This is a genomic window from Rhodococcus sp. T9N, from assembly GCF_024436645.1.
Classification (GTDB): Bacteria; Actinomycetota; Actinomycetes; order Mycobacteriales; family Mycobacteriaceae; genus Rhodococcus_F; species Rhodococcus_F qingshengii.
Genome location: NZ_JAMSKS010000002.1, coordinates 173,664 through 190,125 on the forward strand (window position 1 = coordinate 173,664; position 16,462 = coordinate 190,125).

The 16,462-nt window shown below is 62.4% G+C and carries 15 protein-coding genes, 1 tRNA gene and 1 riboswitch; of the genes, 8 read left to right on the forward strand and 8 right to left on the reverse strand.

Features of this window, described 5'->3' with window-relative positions; genetic code table 11:
• Positions 1-113: 113 nt before the first annotated feature.
• From M1L53_RS04605 to M1L53_RS04615, 3 genes are all read right to left on the reverse strand, one after another.
• The gene (locus tag M1L53_RS04605) at positions 114-971 is read right to left on the reverse strand and encodes a tryptophan 2,3-dioxygenase (protein ID WP_019747028.1); all 858 of its coding nucleotides are present in this window, start codon (positions 969-971) and stop codon (positions 114-116) included.
• A gap of 14 nt (positions 972-985) precedes the next feature.
• Positions 986-2,266 (reverse strand): MFS transporter, encoded by a 1,281-nt coding sequence (locus tag M1L53_RS04610; RefSeq protein ID WP_037132270.1) that lies wholly within the window; start codon positions 2,264-2,266, stop codon positions 986-988.
• A 208-nt stretch (positions 2,267-2,474) separates the two neighbouring features.
• Positions 2,475-3,320 (reverse strand): M55 family metallopeptidase, encoded by an 846-nt coding sequence (locus M1L53_RS04615; protein WP_054188092.1) that lies wholly within the window; start codon positions 3,318-3,320, stop codon positions 2,475-2,477.
• A gap of 203 nt (positions 3,321-3,523) precedes the next feature.
• Between M1L53_RS04615 and M1L53_RS04620 the strand changes: the two genes are divergently transcribed.
• Positions 3,524-4,999, forward strand: a complete 1,476-nt coding sequence (locus M1L53_RS04620; protein ID WP_054188091.1) for an amidohydrolase family protein — start codon at positions 3,524-3,526, stop codon at positions 4,997-4,999.
• Between the two features lie 47 nt (positions 5,000-5,046).
• Positions 5,047-6,357, forward strand: coding sequence for an alanine racemase (locus tag M1L53_RS04625; RefSeq protein ID WP_042449526.1), 1,311 nt, complete (start codon positions 5,047-5,049; stop codon positions 6,355-6,357).
• A 25-nt stretch (positions 6,358-6,382) separates the two neighbouring features.
• Here the strand turns inward: M1L53_RS04625 and M1L53_RS04630 are convergent, their stop codons facing one another.
• Entirely contained in the window at positions 6,383-7,834 is a 1,452-nt protein-coding gene (locus M1L53_RS04630; RefSeq protein ID WP_003945873.1) for a cell wall metabolism sensor histidine kinase WalK, read from the reverse strand.
• Positions 7,831-8,547 (reverse strand): response regulator transcription factor, encoded by a 717-nt coding sequence (locus tag M1L53_RS04635; protein ID WP_007734368.1) that lies wholly within the window; start codon positions 8,545-8,547, stop codon positions 7,831-7,833. The genes M1L53_RS04630 and M1L53_RS04635 overlap by 4 nt, the downstream gene beginning before the upstream one ends.
• Before the next feature lie 164 nt (positions 8,548-8,711).
• Between M1L53_RS04635 and M1L53_RS04640 the strand changes: the two genes are divergently transcribed.
• From M1L53_RS04640 to M1L53_RS04660, 5 genes are all read left to right on the forward strand, one after another.
• Positions 8,712-9,212: a hypothetical protein gene (locus tag M1L53_RS04640; RefSeq protein WP_054188090.1), complete on the forward strand. Its 501-nt coding sequence runs from the start codon at positions 8,712-8,714 to the stop codon at positions 9,210-9,212.
• A complete protein-coding gene (locus M1L53_RS04645; protein ID WP_054188089.1) occupies positions 9,199-10,470 on the forward strand; it encodes a hypothetical protein in 1,272 nt (423 codons plus the stop codon). The genes M1L53_RS04640 and M1L53_RS04645 overlap by 14 nt, the downstream gene beginning before the upstream one ends.
• Positions 10,471-10,513: 43 nt before the next feature.
• Positions 10,514-10,579, forward strand: a riboswitch (guanidine-III (ykkC-III) riboswitch).
• Positions 10,580-10,593: 14 nt separating this feature from the next.
• The gene (locus M1L53_RS04650) at positions 10,594-10,908 is read left to right on the forward strand and encodes a multidrug efflux SMR transporter (RefSeq protein WP_007734365.1); all 315 of its coding nucleotides are present in this window, start codon (positions 10,594-10,596) and stop codon (positions 10,906-10,908) included.
• 47 nt (positions 10,909-10,955) lie between these two features.
• Positions 10,956-11,771 carry a hypothetical protein gene (locus M1L53_RS04655; RefSeq protein WP_003945831.1) on the forward strand — a complete coding sequence of 272 codons (816 nt, stop codon included), beginning with the start codon at positions 10,956-10,958 and terminating at the stop codon, positions 11,769-11,771.
• Between the two features lie 478 nt (positions 11,772-12,249).
• Positions 12,250-13,047, forward strand: a complete 798-nt coding sequence (locus tag M1L53_RS04660; protein WP_003945473.1) for a GAF and ANTAR domain-containing protein — start codon at positions 12,250-12,252, stop codon at positions 13,045-13,047.
• Between the two features lie 70 nt (positions 13,048-13,117).
• Here M1L53_RS04660 and M1L53_RS04665 read toward each other — a convergent pair.
• Positions 13,118-13,189: transfer RNA gene (locus M1L53_RS04665), tRNA-Thr, on the reverse strand.
• A 122-nt stretch (positions 13,190-13,311) separates the two neighbouring features.
• On the opposite strand from M1L53_RS04665, the gene M1L53_RS04670 reads away from it, so the two are divergent.
• The gene (locus M1L53_RS04670) at positions 13,312-14,739 is read left to right on the forward strand and encodes a threonine/serine exporter ThrE family protein (protein ID WP_007734361.1); all 1,428 of its coding nucleotides are present in this window, start codon (positions 13,312-13,314) and stop codon (positions 14,737-14,739) included.
• A gap of 83 nt (positions 14,740-14,822) precedes the next feature.
• Here M1L53_RS04670 and M1L53_RS04675 read toward each other — a convergent pair whose 3' ends face one another.
• Complete coding sequence (locus M1L53_RS04675; RefSeq protein ID WP_003945538.1) at positions 14,823-15,071, reverse strand: MbtH family protein; 249 nt, start codon at positions 15,069-15,071, stop codon at positions 14,823-14,825.
• Positions 15,068-16,414, reverse strand: coding sequence for a lysine N(6)-hydroxylase/L-ornithine N(5)-oxygenase family protein (locus M1L53_RS04680; protein ID WP_007734359.1), 1,347 nt, complete (start codon positions 16,412-16,414; stop codon positions 15,068-15,070). The genes M1L53_RS04675 and M1L53_RS04680 overlap by 4 nt, the downstream gene beginning before the upstream one ends.
• Positions 16,415-16,462 lie beyond the last annotated feature (48 nt).

A 16,462-nucleotide genomic window follows, 5' to 3' on the forward strand; every position in this document is an offset into this window, starting at 1 on the left:
TTCGCAGTCAAGCTTGGTCGAAGCGACCCTGTCGGATCTTGTCCAAGACTCCTGTCCTTCGGGCTCGGATTCGTCGTGTGTCACGAACAGCTGGGTGCCATCAAGCAGGTGTGTCAGGTACCGATCTCTGTTCGGGCGGCAAACAGCTCGGGAAAGAAGCTCAACTCCAGCGCACGTTGCAGGAAGCCGGCACCACCACTCGAACCGCCGGTCCCCTTCTTCATGCCGATCACCCGCAGCACCGTCCGAAGGTGCCGGAACCGCCACAGCTGAAAGCTCTCCTCGAGGTCGACCAACTCCTCGAACGCCTCGTACGCCGTCCAGTGCTGTTCGACGTTCTCGTAGATTGCTTTGACCAGCGGAATCAGTTCGTCGTTTCGCACGTAGGGCGCGCTGACGTCTCGTTCGAGAGCCGACGCCGGAACGTCGTACCCCTGCCTGGACAGGTACCGCCAGAACTCGTCGTACAGTGTCGGCTCCCCGAGCAGGGTCTCCAACAATCGATGGGCGGACGGATCCGATTCGAACACCTTCAGCATGCCCGCGTTCTTGTTTCCGAGCACGAATTCCACGGCGCGGTACTGGTACGACTGGAACCCCGATGAGTTGCCGAGAACGCCCCTGAACTCCGCATACTCCGCCGGCGTCAGTGTCGCCAGCACCGACCACTGCTCGGTCAAGGTGGCCTGAATGTGTTTGACACGTGCGATCCGCTTGAACGCGACCCGAATGTCGTCGGCAGCGATCGCTGCTCTGGCCGCCCGTATCTCGTGGAGAAACAGCTTGAGCCACAACTCGCTGGTCTGGTGCTGAATGATGAACAAGAGTTCGTCGTGGTGTTCCGGCTCGCTCACCGGGTGCTGCGAATCCAGGAGGGTATCGAGTCCGAGGTAGGCCCCGTAACTCATCTTCTCGGAAAAATCGGTGACGACGTCGTCTTCGATCTTTCGTGTGCCGTCCGTTGCCGACATCTTCGGTCTCCTTGTCAGAATTTCGCCGGGGTCTGCGGAACGATCATGGCCACCAATGCGGCAGCGCTCGTCGCTCCGACCAGGACTCCGAATGCAGCCATGTACGAGAACTGGTCCACCATCCATCCCATCACGAGCGGGGTGATGAAACCGGCGAACTGACCACAACCGTTGATCAAACCCATTCCGGAACCGAGGAATTCGGCCGGAAGTGCCCGCAACGGCATCGCGAAGATCGACATCGAACACAGACCGCTGATGCCTAGAGCCAACGTCTCGTAGAACGTGAACATCGCGACGGTGTCAGCGGTGGTCATCAGGAACAAAAGGACTGCCGACGTGGCCATACACGGAACCAGAAGGATCCTGGCCCGGTCGTGGAAGTACTTGTCCACCAACCGCCCGCCCACAATCGTGGCCAGCGCCGTGACGATGAAGGGAATTGCGGCAAAGATTCCCGTGTCGATCAGCGAGAGTCCCTTGTCGTTGAGCAGATAACTCGGCACCCAGGTCATCAGCCCGTACGCGGACATGTTGGCCAGGCAGAACAGAATCGCGAACTTCCACACCGACGCGGACTTGAACACGGCGGCGCGAGAGTGCTCGCTCGCCAGAGGTTGCAAGGCTGCCTCGGGATCTTCCGAGATTTCCGTGTCCAGCGGTGCGGGCAGCACCAACCACACCACCGTGCCGATCACTGCGCCGACGATCGCCACCAGCCAGAACGCGTCACGCCACCCCACGGCCATGAGGACCGGCGCGATGATCAGCGGTGCGATGCCGGGGCCGAGGTTGTTGGCGCCGAGCATGAAACCCATCGCGGTCGCCCTGGTTTTCGGACGGGTCCGCTCAGCCAAAGCCTTGAACGACGCCGCTGGAAAGAGCCCCTGGCTGATGCCGAACATCGCACGCATGACCATCAGCGAGACGAGACCCCACGCGAACCCTGTCAACGCTGTGAACACCGACCACAGGATCAAAGCAACGATCAACAGTGGCCTGGGTCCGAAGCGGTCGGCCAACATTCCGCCGGGGACCTGCCCGAGCATGTAGAAGATCGCGAATACCGAGACCACGCCACCCAACTGCGTACTGCTGAGCGAGAATTCGTCGCCGATCATCGGAAGCGCAAGCCCGATCATGACGCGATCCACCATGTCGATCAACCAGATGGTACTGAGCAGCCCCACCGTAACGGTGGTCGTACGACGAATCGACCTGTTGTCCATCATATTTCGAACCGGACCGTCGCTCGCCCGCGACGGTCCTTCCACTGTGACGCGTTCCGCCTTCATCAAGCCTCCCGAATTGTCTTGTGCCGCATGGACTGGAACATTGAAAAGACTGATGAAGTGTGACAGCGAACACGTCTACCGCATTGGTCCGTTTCACCAATAGCCGAAGCAACGTTTGGTCGGTCGGAACATGTTCTGCCCCAAGAGATGACAAATGCCGCCGGCGCACACGGCGTCGGCGGCATTTCGCGATGGAGTCGCTACTTCACTACGTGCGATTGGCGACTGCCACGATCGTCGAGACGCCTGCGGCTGCAAGCCGGGCATTGACAGTGATCAGACCGAGAATGTCGTCGACGCTGCCGAGTGTGTGCGAAATCGTACGATCCGAAATCCGTCGCGAGCCGGGAACAGCCTCGGCGAGTTCAGCTCCCGTGGTGGTGGGGTGAACGATCTCGAGGGTCCATTCGTCACGCAGCTCGACCGGCTTCAGTGTGTCGGCCTTACGCACTGCGCGCTCGGCTCCTGCTCGGATCTGCTCGCACGCCAGCGACGGCGGCAGCGAATTGGTTGCCGACCATCCATGTGCCTTCTTGACCTCGACGGTCTCGGTTGTCGGCGAGGCCGCGTCGACCAAGCCGCAGATGATGTCGTCACCCGTCACCAGGCCGACGGGAACGCCCTGGGTGGCAGCGTAGAGGGTGTTGACGTCGGTCTCCGAGACGGACTTGCCGTCGAGGCGGACGTCGGCGAACAAGCTCGAGAACGTGTGCGCCAGGACACCGGGCCCACCGGCGGGTGCGTGATAGCCGACAAACAGCGCGACGTCGTGATCGGACGTCAGTCCCTCCGCCATGCACTGCATCTTCGGTGTTCCGAAGATCAGACGCGCCCGTGGATCCAGGTCGGCGTGAAGCAGATTGTCCATCGTTCCGTGGCTGTCGTTGACCAGGACGCTCGTCGCACCGGCGTCGAACGCACCGGCGATCGCGGCATTGGTCTCGGCGGTCATGAGCATCTGCGCACGGTGGTAGCCGCCACCGCCGCGGATCGTCTGATCGAGCGTCGCGATACCCGCGATACCCTCCATGTCCACCGAAACATAGACGTGCATTCCTGTCCTCCATCGATCTCAATCGGCTGAATTGATAACTTCGCTTTCACCTTCACACTCGAGCGCATCCGTTTCTTGTCCGCTCGAACGGTGAGTCGGCCTCCATTTGGGACGTTCACACCAGAATCCGATACCCGAGCCGTGAAACCATCGGGACATTCGCCGGGCCAGGCGGTTCGACCAACGACAGGAGTGCAGCGCTGATGCAGGTCCACGACATCGTGTTCACCGGCGGCCGTGTCGTCGATCCCGCATCGGGGACCGACGAGGTTCGAGGCATCGCGATCACCGACGGCAAGGTCTCGGCGTGGGGTCGCGACGCGATCGAAGCCCGGCAGACGATCGACGTGACCGGTCAGGTCATCTGCCCCGGATTCATCGACCTGCACAGCCACGGACAGGAAATCGCCGAGCAGCGACTTCAGGCATTGGACGGAGTCACGACGGCCCTCGAACTGGAAGCCGGCGTCATTCCTGTTGCAAAGGCATATGCCCGGGCCGGCACCGAGGGCCGCCCGATCAACTACGGCTACGCGACGTCGTGGGCGCACGCCCGAATGATCGAACTCTCAGGGGCCGATCCCGACGGCGACATCAGAACGCTCCTGCACCATCTCGGTTCCCCGAGCTGGCAGGGCGAGCCCACCGCCTCTCAGCGCGCCCACATTCTCGAACTCCTCGAAAACGATCTGGCCGCAGGCGCTCTCGGCATCGGCGTGGTGGTCGGGTACGCGCCGAAATCCGATCCGGTGGAGTACCTACAGGTGGCGGATCTCGCGGCCCGAGCCGGTGTTCCCACCTATACCCATGCGCGCCCGCTCATCTCGGCCGATCCGTCGAGCCCGGTGGATGGTGCCGTCGAAATCGCCCGTGCAGCAGCTGAAACCGGCGCACACATGCACTACTGCCACGTCAACAGCACCTCGGGAATGCACGTCGACCACGCGCTGTCGGTGGTGGCACAGGTTCAGGCAGCCGGATCGCGCGTCACGACGGAGGCGTATCCGTACGGTTCCGGGTCGACGGCCGTCGGAGCTGCGTTTCTCGATCCCGACAAGCTGCACCTGATGAATCTGACACCACGGTCGCTGACATTCGTACCCACCGGTGAACGTATCGCGGACCGCAAGCAGCTGGAACATCTTCGGGCCACCGACCCCGGTGGGTTGGTGCTGGTGGAGTTCCTCGACGAGAACGACACCGTGCAGCGCGAATTCCTCGAACGGGCGATGACTTTCGATCGCGCCGCCATCGCGAGCGACGCGATGCCACTGACCTGGCCCGGCCGTTCGCCTGCCGACTCATTGCAGTGGCCACTGCCGAAGAAGGCACTCGGCCACCCCCGCGGCGCCGGCACCTACGCACGTGCGATTCGTACGCTGTACCGCGAGCGTCGGCTGCTGTCGCTGTCGGAGATCATCGCGCGCTGCTCGTTGATCCCTGCGCAGATTCTGGAGGAGTCGGTTCCCTCGATGGCGACGAAAGGCCGGATCAGCCCCGGTAGCGACGCGGACATCCTCGTTTTCGACCCCGAGCGAATCACCGACAACGCCACGTACATCGACGGCACCCGCCCCTCCACCGGTATCAGCCGCGTGCTGGTCGGCGGAGTACCCGTCGTCGAAGACGGTGTCGTGGTCCAGGACGCGTTGCCTGGTCGCCCGGTACGCCGCTCGTAGCCGGATCTCATTCTGACCTGCATAGTTCTGACAGAAAGTCACCACACATGAACACATCGTCTGCAATCAACGGCACAATCGATGCCATGACGGATTTCGCGAACCCCCCGATCGGTTGGCAGCACAAGGCCTTCGGCACAGACCTCGAAGGTCGCGACGGTTCCGACCTCGAGCCGCTGGGGATCTCGGCACTCGACGGCAACCTCCTGCTACCCGTGATGACACTCAACCGTGCAGCGATCGCGCACAATGTCGACCTCATGGCGCAGTTCTGCTCCGACCACGATGTGGATCTGGCGCCTCACGCGAAGACCACGATGAGCCCCGAACTGGTTCGACGGCAACTCGACGCCGGGGCTTGGGCGATGACAGCCGCAACCGTTGCGCAGGCACGCATTCTGCGTGAGTTCGGTGTGGACACCATCATCATCGCCAGCCAGGTTCTCGATCCCGCCGGTATTCGGTGGATCTGCGACGCCCAGGCCACCGACCCCGATTTCTTCGTCACCACCCTCGTGGACTCGGTCGAGAGCGTCCGCCTGATGGAACAGTTGATCGCGAAAGTCTCACCGGCCAGCCGTATCCGGGTTCTCGTCGAACTCGGCTACGACAGCGGACGCGCGGGCGCTCGCACTGTCGAGCAAGCACTCGACGTCGCACGCGCAGCATCGCAGGCACCTTCGTTGATACTCACCGGAGTCGAGGGGTTCGAGGGCATGATGCCCGGAGCCTCGGTAGCAGCCCGCCGTATCTCCGTCGATTCGTATCTCAAATCCGCGCGGGTTTTCACGGAAATCTGTGTGGCCGAGAACCTGTTCGAGAACAACTCCGCAAAGGCTCCCCAGCCACTGGTCACTTTCGGCGGCAGTGCGTTTCACGATCTGGTTGTACGCGAGCTGGCCGGCCGATGGGCACTCGACAACGGTGTACGCATCGTGCTGCGCAGCGGTTGCTACATCACTCACGATCACGGTCTCTATGCCGAAACTTCGCCGTGGGCTGACGGTCCGCGAACTCTGCAGGGAGCCGCAGAGGTCTGGGGCGTAGTGCTCTCCATACCTGAACCCGGACGGGTGATCCTGGGCTTCGGCCGCCGCGATGTCGGTTCCGACGCAGGCTTTCCCATAGTCCTGTGGCGCCGACGCGACGGATCCAACCGATCAGCGCGAGAGCTGACGATCACCGCACTCAACGACCAGCACGCGTACGTCGACGTTCCGGATGACTTCGACGTGAAGGTCGGCGATCTGCTCGGTTGCGGAATCTCGCATCCCTGCACCACATTCGACAAGTGGTCACTGATTCCCGAGGTCGATTCGGATTACCGCGTCGTCGGCACGGTGCACACCTACTTCTGAGGGGACCGGTTGCGGCAATCCGGCGTCAGTCGTCCTTCGGGTCACGCGGCAATTCGACGCGGAACGTCGTCCCCTGCCCGAGGGAGGTCTCGACGCTGACGGTTCCGTCGTGCGCTGCAACCAAAGCCGAAACGATGGACAGGCCGAGACCGGCGCCCCCGGTCTCACGGGTGCGAGAGGTGTCGGCGCGGTAGAAACGCTCGAAGATCCGCGCGGCATCCTCGTCACTCAAACCCTGACCGGTATCCGAAACCTCGACCACCGCGGAGTTCTCGGTCGTACCGACACGAACGGTGACCTGCGCATCCGGCGGCGTGTGTTTGATCGCGTTGCCCACCAGATTGGCAACTACCTGACGCAGTCTGGCCTCGTCACCATGCACTTCGGGCAGGCCTGGGCCGCCGGTCATCTGAAGTTCGACAGTTCGATCCGGTGCGATCGCTCGTGCCGCCTGTACCGAATCCGCCGCAACTGCAAGCAGATCCACAGGCTTGTTCTCGAGTGGACGCTGTTCGTCGAGTCTTGCCAGCATGAGCAGATCTTCGACCAGAAGTCCCATCCTCGACGCCTCGCCCTCGATCCGGTTCATCAGCGTTTCCGTATCAGTCATGGCGCCTTGGCGATACAACTCGGCGAACCCACGAATAGTCGTCAAGGGTGTGCGCAACTCGTGGCTCGCGTCGCCGACAAACCTACGCATCTTCTCCTCGGAACGCCGGGCCGATTCCTCCGAAGCCTCGGTCGCGGCAAATGCGTGCTGAATCTGCGCGAGCATTCCGTTGAGCGCCACGGACAGTCGACCGACCTCGGTGCGGTCATCGCGCTCCGGAACACGTCGATGAAGGTCGCCGGCGGCAATGGCAGCGGCAGTTTCCTCCACCTCGACCAGCGGACGGAGGCTCCGACGAACCACGAAATACGCTGCGCCGCCGAGGATCAGCAGGACAACCAGGCCGATGCCGAGTTGCAGGCCGACCAAGTCGTCGACGGTCTGCTCGTTATCCGTCAGTCGCACACCGATAGTCGTGGTCGTGCCGTCGCGGACCGTCGTGAGAACCCGCCAGTTCACGTCCGAACCGTCGCTCGATCCGACGGTGATCGGGCCGTTGGTGGAATCTTTCGACAGGTCGGGTTCGGTCGTCGTCGACTTGTCGTTCAGGATGATCACCCGTCCGTCCGGGGTCACGGTCCGAACGAAGAAGGGGCTGGGTGGGCGGGTGCCCGGGCCGACGTCACTGGGCGGCTGCAGATCTCTGCTGTGCGGCTTTGCCCAACCGTCGACCGCTTCGTACAGCGTTTTGTCGGTTCGCTGGGTCAGTGAATTCTCGAGAGCAGAAGTGACCGCTACACCCGACGCCAACAGACCCAGCGCGGCCAACACCAGCAAGGCCGCAACAAGGGTGAAGCGCAGCGGCAGTGAATGGAGACGGAAACGACCCCGCTTCGGAAGCTGATCGTTTTCCGCGGCGGCGATCATTGCCGCGGTTCACGCATCACGTAGCCGACCCCACGCAATGTGTGAATCAGCGGTGTCTCCCCCGTGTCCACCTTGCGCCGCAGGTAGGAAACGTAGGACTCGACAACTCCGACCTCCCCACCGAAGTCGTAATTCCAGACGTGGTCGAGAATCCGCGGTTTGCTGAGAACCGTCCCGGCGTTGACCATGAAGTATCGGAGCAGTGTGAACTCGGTGGGCGAGAGTGCAACCAACTCGCCCTTCTTCCAGACCTCGCGGGTGTCGTCGTCGAGTTCGATGTCGGCGAACTTCACCCGCGGCGACTGCTCCGGCGCGACCCCGCGACCGGCGCGGCGCAGGATGACCCGCAACCGCGTCACGACTTCTTCGAGGCTGAACGGCTTGGTCACGTAGTCGTCCGCGCCGAGGGTCAGGCCGCTGATCTTGTCGTCGAGCGAATCCTTCGCCGTCAGAAACAGGACGGGCGCGTCCACACCGTCGGCGCGCAGGCGCCGAAGCAGACCGAAGCCGTCCATCCCGGGCATCATGACGTCGAGAACGATCGCGTCGGGACGGAATGTCCGTGCGACGTCCAGGCCTTGGGCGCCGCTCGAAGCAGTTGCCACCTCGAAACCCTGGAATCGGAGGCTCACGGAGAGCAACTCCACGATGGTGGGTTCGTCGTCGACAACGAGGATGCGGGCTTCGGGGGTCTTGTCGGTCACGAGAACCATCTTCTCCCCTGCCACTGGATTCCCGCTGTATGTTCCCTGGGAGCTTCCTGTGAACGGCCGGGTGCATGTGATGGACTGAGTACAGGTGAAAAGCCAGGTGCAGGTGAAAAGCCGGGTGCAGCTGAAAAGCTGGGGTGCAGGCCCACGAACCGGAAGGATGCGGCATGTCACTACCCCCACTGTGGAACATGGAGTGCTTGACCTGGCGTATTCCTCTGTTCACCAACAACTCCGATACCGGCGAGGATCCCGGCTTCGCGCCACCGGAGTCTTGGGCACAGGCCCTCGCAGGTGTTGCCCAAGATCTGCGTTGCCTGCGATTCGGACCTGAAGTTGTTGTCGACCGTTTGATCTGGGAATTTTCGATCAACAGCGACTACAACGTCACGATCGGCTGGCAAGGCACACGTGACATCAGCGGATTCAGCTACTTCAACGCACTGTCGATGGAGACTGCATTCGCGGACGCTGCGGTGTGGGTCGCCGACGCAGTTCAGACAAATTTGGCCGGCTACGACTTCGTTCAGTGGCCGAGTCGAGGACGCCATCTGCTGGTTCCTCGACTTCGAGACAGGGAACCGGTGTGGATGGATCCGCACGGCGATGTGACGATAAGTCGTATCGGCGAGTTGTGCAAGAATTCGACGAATTATGCAGCAACGTAGCCCAGTTCAAATCGCTCAGCTCTACGGTCCTGTGGCGTCCGCGCTGGTCGGCGGTGTGGTGGCCGCGTACGCAGTGGCCGAGTCCCGAGTTGACGACTTCTCCTTCTCCGACGCCGGCGTTATCTCGGTGGTGATCACGCCGCAGTGGGCGGGAGCAACTGCCGCTGTGGTTGCGGCCGTCGGCGTAGCGCTACTGCATCGCTGGGGACGTGGCGGTCTCGCGAGTGTCTTCGCTGTAGTCGGCGCCCTCGCCATCGCGCTACCTGCATTCGTCCCCGTCTCCGCCCAGATTTCGGTGACTCTGAACGCAGTCGGAGCAGGCGCTTTCCTCGCGGCAGCGGCATTTCCGACGAAGGGTCACCGCGGAGCACAAACCGCTCTCGGACTCGGCGTAACCACGACGACCCTGTACTTCGGCGCAGCGGACTTATGGCGCGATCGCGTCCCCAGGTGGTCGCTCACACTTCCGGGCGATTCCTACCCCGTGCCGTCCACGGTTCCCGTCTGGATTCTGCTCGCCGCAACTCTTCTCGTGGGTGGAGTCGCCGCACTCGCACGACCGAATCAGGAGCCGGGCGACATCGACGCACGCCTGGTGAAGCTGGGAGTTGTTCTGCCCCTGGTATTCACGGCTCCCTATGTGTGGTTGGGCTCGACGACATCACCTGGGTCATGGGTGATCGCGGTGGTATCGGCGGTTGCCGTTACCGTCGCACTGGCTTGGCGGTTGCCGCCACACGACGGTCGTTTCGTACTCGTCGGACTGGCAGTCAGCGCGGTTTCGGTCAGCTCGATTTCCTTTCCATCCGACTGGACCTGGGCGATGCCCGCGGGAGCTGCTGCCCTGGCGTTGGGCGTCGTCGTCGGCTGGAGAAGACCGATGCCGCAACTCGGGCTGGGACTCCTTGCCGTGACTGCACTCTCGGGATTGCTGGATGCCGCCCCGACCACGGTTGCCTACGTCCTCATCCTCCCGCTTGCGCTGGGACTGGCCGTCACGTCATGCATGCCTGTTGCCGTCGAAGCAGTCTCGAGCGGGGCGATGCTGCCCGTCGCTTTCACGTTGTTCTCGGTTTCACCGACCTTCTTGGACCCGGGCTCGCGGGAATTCGGGTGGTCTACCGGTGTGCTCGTCGAACACGGACCGGCCGCCGTGAACACGCCGATTCCTCTGACTGTTCTCGCTGCGACGGCGACGATCGTGGTGTCCGTGTCGACCATCCATCTGAAGAGAGTTCGAACGGCGGTGGTGACCTAAATCGCCAGCTGATCGGGTCGGAACGCAGAATTCTGTTGCTATGGTTGGGTGGTCAACGACGACATCCGGACGAGCGCACCGTACCCGGCCAGCGAAAAGACGGTGCCTTGGGAGTTGTTCACCATGGCATGGATCGTGCTCGTCATTTCCGGACTTTTCGAAGCTGTCTGGGCTACCGCACTCGGTAAGTCCGACGGATTCAGCAAGATGTCGCCCACCATCGTCTTCGTCCTCGGCCTGATCGTCAGTATGGCCGGCCTCGCGTATGCAATGCGTACCCTTCCCATCGGGACTTCCTACGCGATCTGGGTCGGCATCGGCGCCGCCCTGACCGTGGGATATGCGATGATCACCGGCGCGGAGTCCACGTCGATCGTCAAGATACTGCTGATCCTGGGCATCGTCGGCTGTGTCGTCGGTCTGAAGGTCCTTCACTGACCGGCGATCCTGGTGAGTGTTTGTGTGTTACCGGTTACAGTTAACGCATGAAACTGCTGGAGATGCTCACGCTTCCCCTACGCGCGGGCATTGCAGCCGCAGAGATCAGTTTGGGAATCGCCGAGCTGACGGTCACGACAGTTCGTATCGCCGTCGGTAATACCGGCGCCGTGACGGCGGGTGCTGCCGGCTTGGCAAGCCCCCGCGGACCCATGCAGATGATCCAGCAGTTGTCATCGCTCACCGCTGACGATCGGCCCATCGGGCAGGCCTTGGCCCCCGGTGGGCCACTCGATCGACTTCTCTCTCCCGGCGGCCCGGTCGACAAACTGACTGCACCCGACGGCACTCTCGAACGACTACTCGCTCCCGGCGGACCACTCGAAAGACTTCTTGCCCCCGGCGGACCGCTGGATAGGGTGCTCGCCGAGAACGGCGCATTGGAACGCTTGCTCGCGCCGGACGGTCTCCTCGACCGAATGATGGCGGAGGACGGTCCGCTGGAACGCCTGACAGCGCAAGACGGTGCCGTCGAACGCCTGACTGCCAAGGACGGTGTCATCGATCGCGCACTGGCCGAGAACGGCATCCTCGAAACACTCCTGGCAGAGAACGGCGCCTTCGAACGGCTCATCGCCGAAGGCGGCCCGCTTGACCAGATCGTTGCACTGTCCGACACCTTGACTTCCCTCGCCCCCAACCTCGAGCGGATGAGCGCGAGCATCGAGGTCCTTCAGGAAACCGTCGGAATCCTCAGCGCTGCAGTCGGTCCACTCGGAGAACTTGCCGGCAAACTTCCCAATCGGTGGCTCAAGAGCAAGAGCGACCGCCCAGGGCCGGACCTTCCGATCGAATCGGCATAACAAACGGTTACTCGCCGATTACGCGGTCAGTTGTTGATCACGATGTTGAGGTTGATGATGATTCCGCCGAAAGTCAGGATCGTGTTGGCCAAGCCAACGGTCATTCCACTGTTCAGAGCCGCGATCAGTCCGTTCATCGTCGTATCCCCTTCACTGTCTACGGGTTACGCGTACAAGATTGTGCGCTGGCGCTGACAATAGGCCAAGTTCGTGACCTGCGCGCCATTGCGGAGAAAACTTGTACCCCGGTCGCAGTTTCCACGTTAACTGTTGCAGGACAACATAATTCCAAGATCGGCGCACTACCCGCTAACGGCCGAATCAAACATCACGATTGGGCATACGCAGACCACTTCACATAACCGTCCGCCCCATCAGACACTTGTCCACCGAAACAGAGTGCACAACAGTTAGTCCGGTGCAACAATGAGACGAATCGGACATGCCTGCGACGTGATGGGGAAGGGTGGTTGAGACAATGACGGCGCCGCGCATCGCCAGAGGACACCGCGGCCCCACCGGGGGCCGAAATTCCGCGTCGCAGGACAGCCTGGACGCCGCCTCGGACGCCCTGCAATCGCTGTACGCGCACCTCGATCCACATGCCCAGGCCGAGCAATTTCTCGAACAAGTCTGCAGGCATGCCGTCGATCTCATCGCCGACGCCGACATGGCCGGAATTACCATCGGCGGTTCGGACACGACATTCCGAACCGTCGCCGCCACCCACCAACTTGTTCGCACCGTCGACTCGATCCAATTCCGACTGGACTATGGACCGAGTGTGACGTCGTCACGCACGGGAACCGTTGTCCGCGCACATGCCAGCGAAGCCCACAGCCGGTGGCCTCAATTCGCAAGCGCGGCAAAGGCAGTCGGCGCCGTCAGCTTCTTGTCCATGCCACTGCCTGGCCGGGAACGCCCGCTCGGAACCCTCAATCTCTACAGCCACGACCTCCGAGGTTTCACCGGCGCCGACGTGGCATTGCTCCAACTGTTCGCCGTGACCTCGGCCTACGCGCTGCACAGCTCGCAGCGCCTCGACATCGCCAGAAAGCACGCGATGGACCTCGAGCGAGCACTCGAATCGCGAGGCGTCATCGAACAGGCCAAGGGCATCATCATGGGCACCCACCACGTCGACGCCGACCGAGCCTTCCGCATTCTCATCCAGGACTCGCAGCGCAGCAACGTCAAACTGCGAGTGATCGCCCAGCAGTACATCGACGGCGCGATCGACCCGCGCCAGGCTACGAACAAGCCCGAGACCAACTGAACCGGGCGCCTATCGGCACCTCAGCAAATACAGAGGCACCCACCACGTTGGTGAGTGCCTCCTCTTTCGGAGCCTCCTGTCGGGATTGAACCGACGACCTTTCGCTTACAAGGCGAGTGCTCTACCACTGAGCTAAGGAGGCGAAGACCGACGCGTTGCCGCGACTGACTTTGCGGAGCCATCATATCCAAGCCGTCACGGTGGCCGCGCGCGGGTCACGTTAGATAGCGTGGGCCCCATGCGCAACTCCCACTCCGCCCCCTGATGGCGAAATTCACCGAAGTACTCACACGCCTGACGGGAAACCGGCAAGCCACCGTCGACACGGTCACGTCGGCTCCCGCACCGCTTCAACCGATCGACCTGACAGACGACGCCGTCGTCGCAGAGGTCCTGGACCTCGCGGTTCGGGTGGGCGAAGTCCTCCTCGCATCCGGAACCGCGGCCATGGACACCGCTGAGCAGGTGCAGTTCATCGCCGCCACGTACGGCCTTGCCCAGTGTGACGTCGACGTCACTTACAACTCGATTGTGCTCTCTGCCTATCGCGGCCCGACGCGACCGCCGGCGAGCACGATGCGCATCGTCCACTACCGCTCGATGGACTTCACGCGGCTGGCGGCCGTCGACCGTCTGACACGTCGTATCCGCCGTGAGGCGATCACACCGGACCAAGCGCACGACGCGCTCACAGCCATCACGACGGCGCCGCACCCGTACAACCGATGGACCGCGACCATGGCCTGGGCTGCGATGGCGGCTTCGGTCTCCGTCCTGCTCGGCGGCGGGTTCCTCGTTGCCACAGTCGCGTTTCTGACGACGATGGTCATCGATCGAGTCAACCGCGTACTGAACCGGTTCGGCCTGCCGTTCTTCTTCCAGCAGGTTGTCGGTGGTCTCATCGCGGCTGCGCCCGCCGCCACGCTCTATACATTTCAGGACCAGCTGGGGATCAGTATCCGGCCGTCGTTGGTCATCGCGGCCGGAGTGGTCGTTCTGCTGTCCGGGCTGTCGTTGGTGGGCTCGGTCCAGGACGCGATCATGGGTGCACCCATTACAGCTGTCGCGCGATTCTTCGAAGTGGTGATGATGACGGGCGGCATCATCGCGGGCGTCGCAATCTCGTTGCGAATGACCGGGATGTTGGGTTCGACGCTTCCACCGATCAATGTGGAAGTCTCCACCATCACGCAGTTGCCGATCCTCATGCTCTCCGGTGCGTGTGCGTCGGTGTTCTACGCGCTCGCCTGCTACGCCGAGAGGCGTGCACTCACCGCGGCGTTCCTGGGCGGTGCGGCAGGCAGTGGTGTGTCGATCTTCGTGCAGACACTCGACGTCGGTCCCGTGATCGCCGCCGCAATCGCCGCAACCGTGGTCGGTCTTGCCGGTGGTCTGATGGCTCGCCGCGCACTGACGCCTCCGCTGGTTGTCGCGGTCGCAGGCATCACTCCGCTGCTCCCCGGTCTGTCGCTGTACCGAGGCCTGTACGCGCTGCTCAACGACCAGGTACTGATCGGATTGACTGCCTTGCTGTCGGCCTTCGGCATCGGCTGCGCCCTGGCCGCGGGCGTCACGCTCGGCGAATGGGGAGCGCGCACGCTGCGTCGTCCACGGATTCTGATGCGCGTGGACTCGCTACGTCGCCCGATGGTCCGCAAGCGCAGGCGTCGAGTTCCCGTCACCGAGAAGTAGGCGTCGTTCAAGCAGAAAGAGCTGGGCACCTGACGGTGCCCAGCTCTTTTCTGTTCACTCGGGGGTTCCGAGCGGTGAGAGAATCAGCTCTCGACTGCGTGCTTTCCACCGGCAGCCTGATCGGCTTCCATGGCCTCACGCAGGCTCTTCGGACGCATGTCGGTCCAGTTGGCCTCGACGTATTCGAGGCACGCCTTGCGGCTGTCTTCACCGAACACCACTCGCCAGCCGGCGGGGACCTCGGAAAACGTGGGCCACAGCGAGTGCTGGTCCTCGTCGTTCACCAGCACGTAGAAGCGGCCGTCTTCGTCATCGAAAGGGTTAGTGCTCATCTCGCCTCACTCGTTACGTACGTGTCTTGTGCGCCCAGACTAGCAAGCGCACCAGTTCGGTTCTGGTGGCTCAGCACCGACGCCAGAATCTCCCCCGCCCGCACTGCCACGTTCGACAGCAGCGACGACGTCAATCCGTGAGTCTGTTCTGTCCCACCCTGCAGATAGATACCGCCTGTCACGTCCTCCGTTACAGCCAGTCGATAATCCCGACTGACGTTACGCGGAACGGACGAATCCGGCACGAGTTCACCCAACAAATCGTCCAGAGGTGCCGGGGTGAAACCCGTGGCCAGAATGAGTGCGTCGCACGCCAGCGTGTCGGTCAAGCCGTCGAGATTGCTACGGACAGCCAGTTCGATGCCGGATTCGGTCTCCACGGCACTCGTGATCTCCGAGGCCCGACGCATGAACAGTCGCCGCGGCCCACGAACCATCTCCTGATATTCGGTGGCATACAGCTTGTTGATCAGTTCGATGTCGACGACCGAGTAATTGGTACTGCGGTGCAGATCGAGCAGTCGGCGTCGTTCCGCGGCGTCTGCACCGTGCAGCTGATCGACGGCTTCGGGATCGAAGATGCGGTTCGCGTACGGGCTGTCGTCTGCCGGGCTGTAGCCGTAGCGGGCAAAAACACTGTGAACTTCGGCGTTCGGGTAGTTCGCGTGCAGGTAGTCCACGATCTCCGCGGCACTCTGGCCGGCGCCGAGAACGACGAACCGGTTGTGTACGGGCTCCGGCATTGCTTCGAGATGGAAGAGGAACTGGTGATTGTGGAAGCACCGCGACGAAGGCGTCGCCCACTCCGGGATCCGCTCTTTCAGTCCGGCTCCGACAACGATGTTGCGCGCGATCACCGTTTCACCGTCGGCGGTGCGAACCGCAAAGCGATCGACAACGCCGTCGGAGTTCTTGATGCCCTCGACCCCGTCGACGGTTGTACCGAACTGCACGTCCGCGTCGACTCGTCGAGCTGCCCAGCACAGGTAGTCGTTGAATTCGTGGCGCGTGGGGAAGAAGGTCTGGTGGTTGACGAAGTCGACCAGTCGACCCTGCTCGAACAGATACGAGAAGAAGCTGTATCCGCTCTGTGGATTCCGGAACGTCACCAGGTCCTTCGGAAACGCGATCTGCATGGTGGCACCGTCGAGCAGCATCCCGGGATGCCACGCGAACTGAGACTGCTTTTCGAAGAACCGCGCGTTCACCCGATCAACGGCCGCACAATTTGCATTGTGTTCTTCGACAGCAATGGCCAACGCGAGGTTGGCCGGACCGAACCCGACGCCGACGATGTCGACAATGGCAGGTTCGGCGCTGGAGTCTCTTGGTGATTCACTCATTACAGGTAGTCCATCCCCGACGGAACGACCTGGTACGGCCGCCAATCG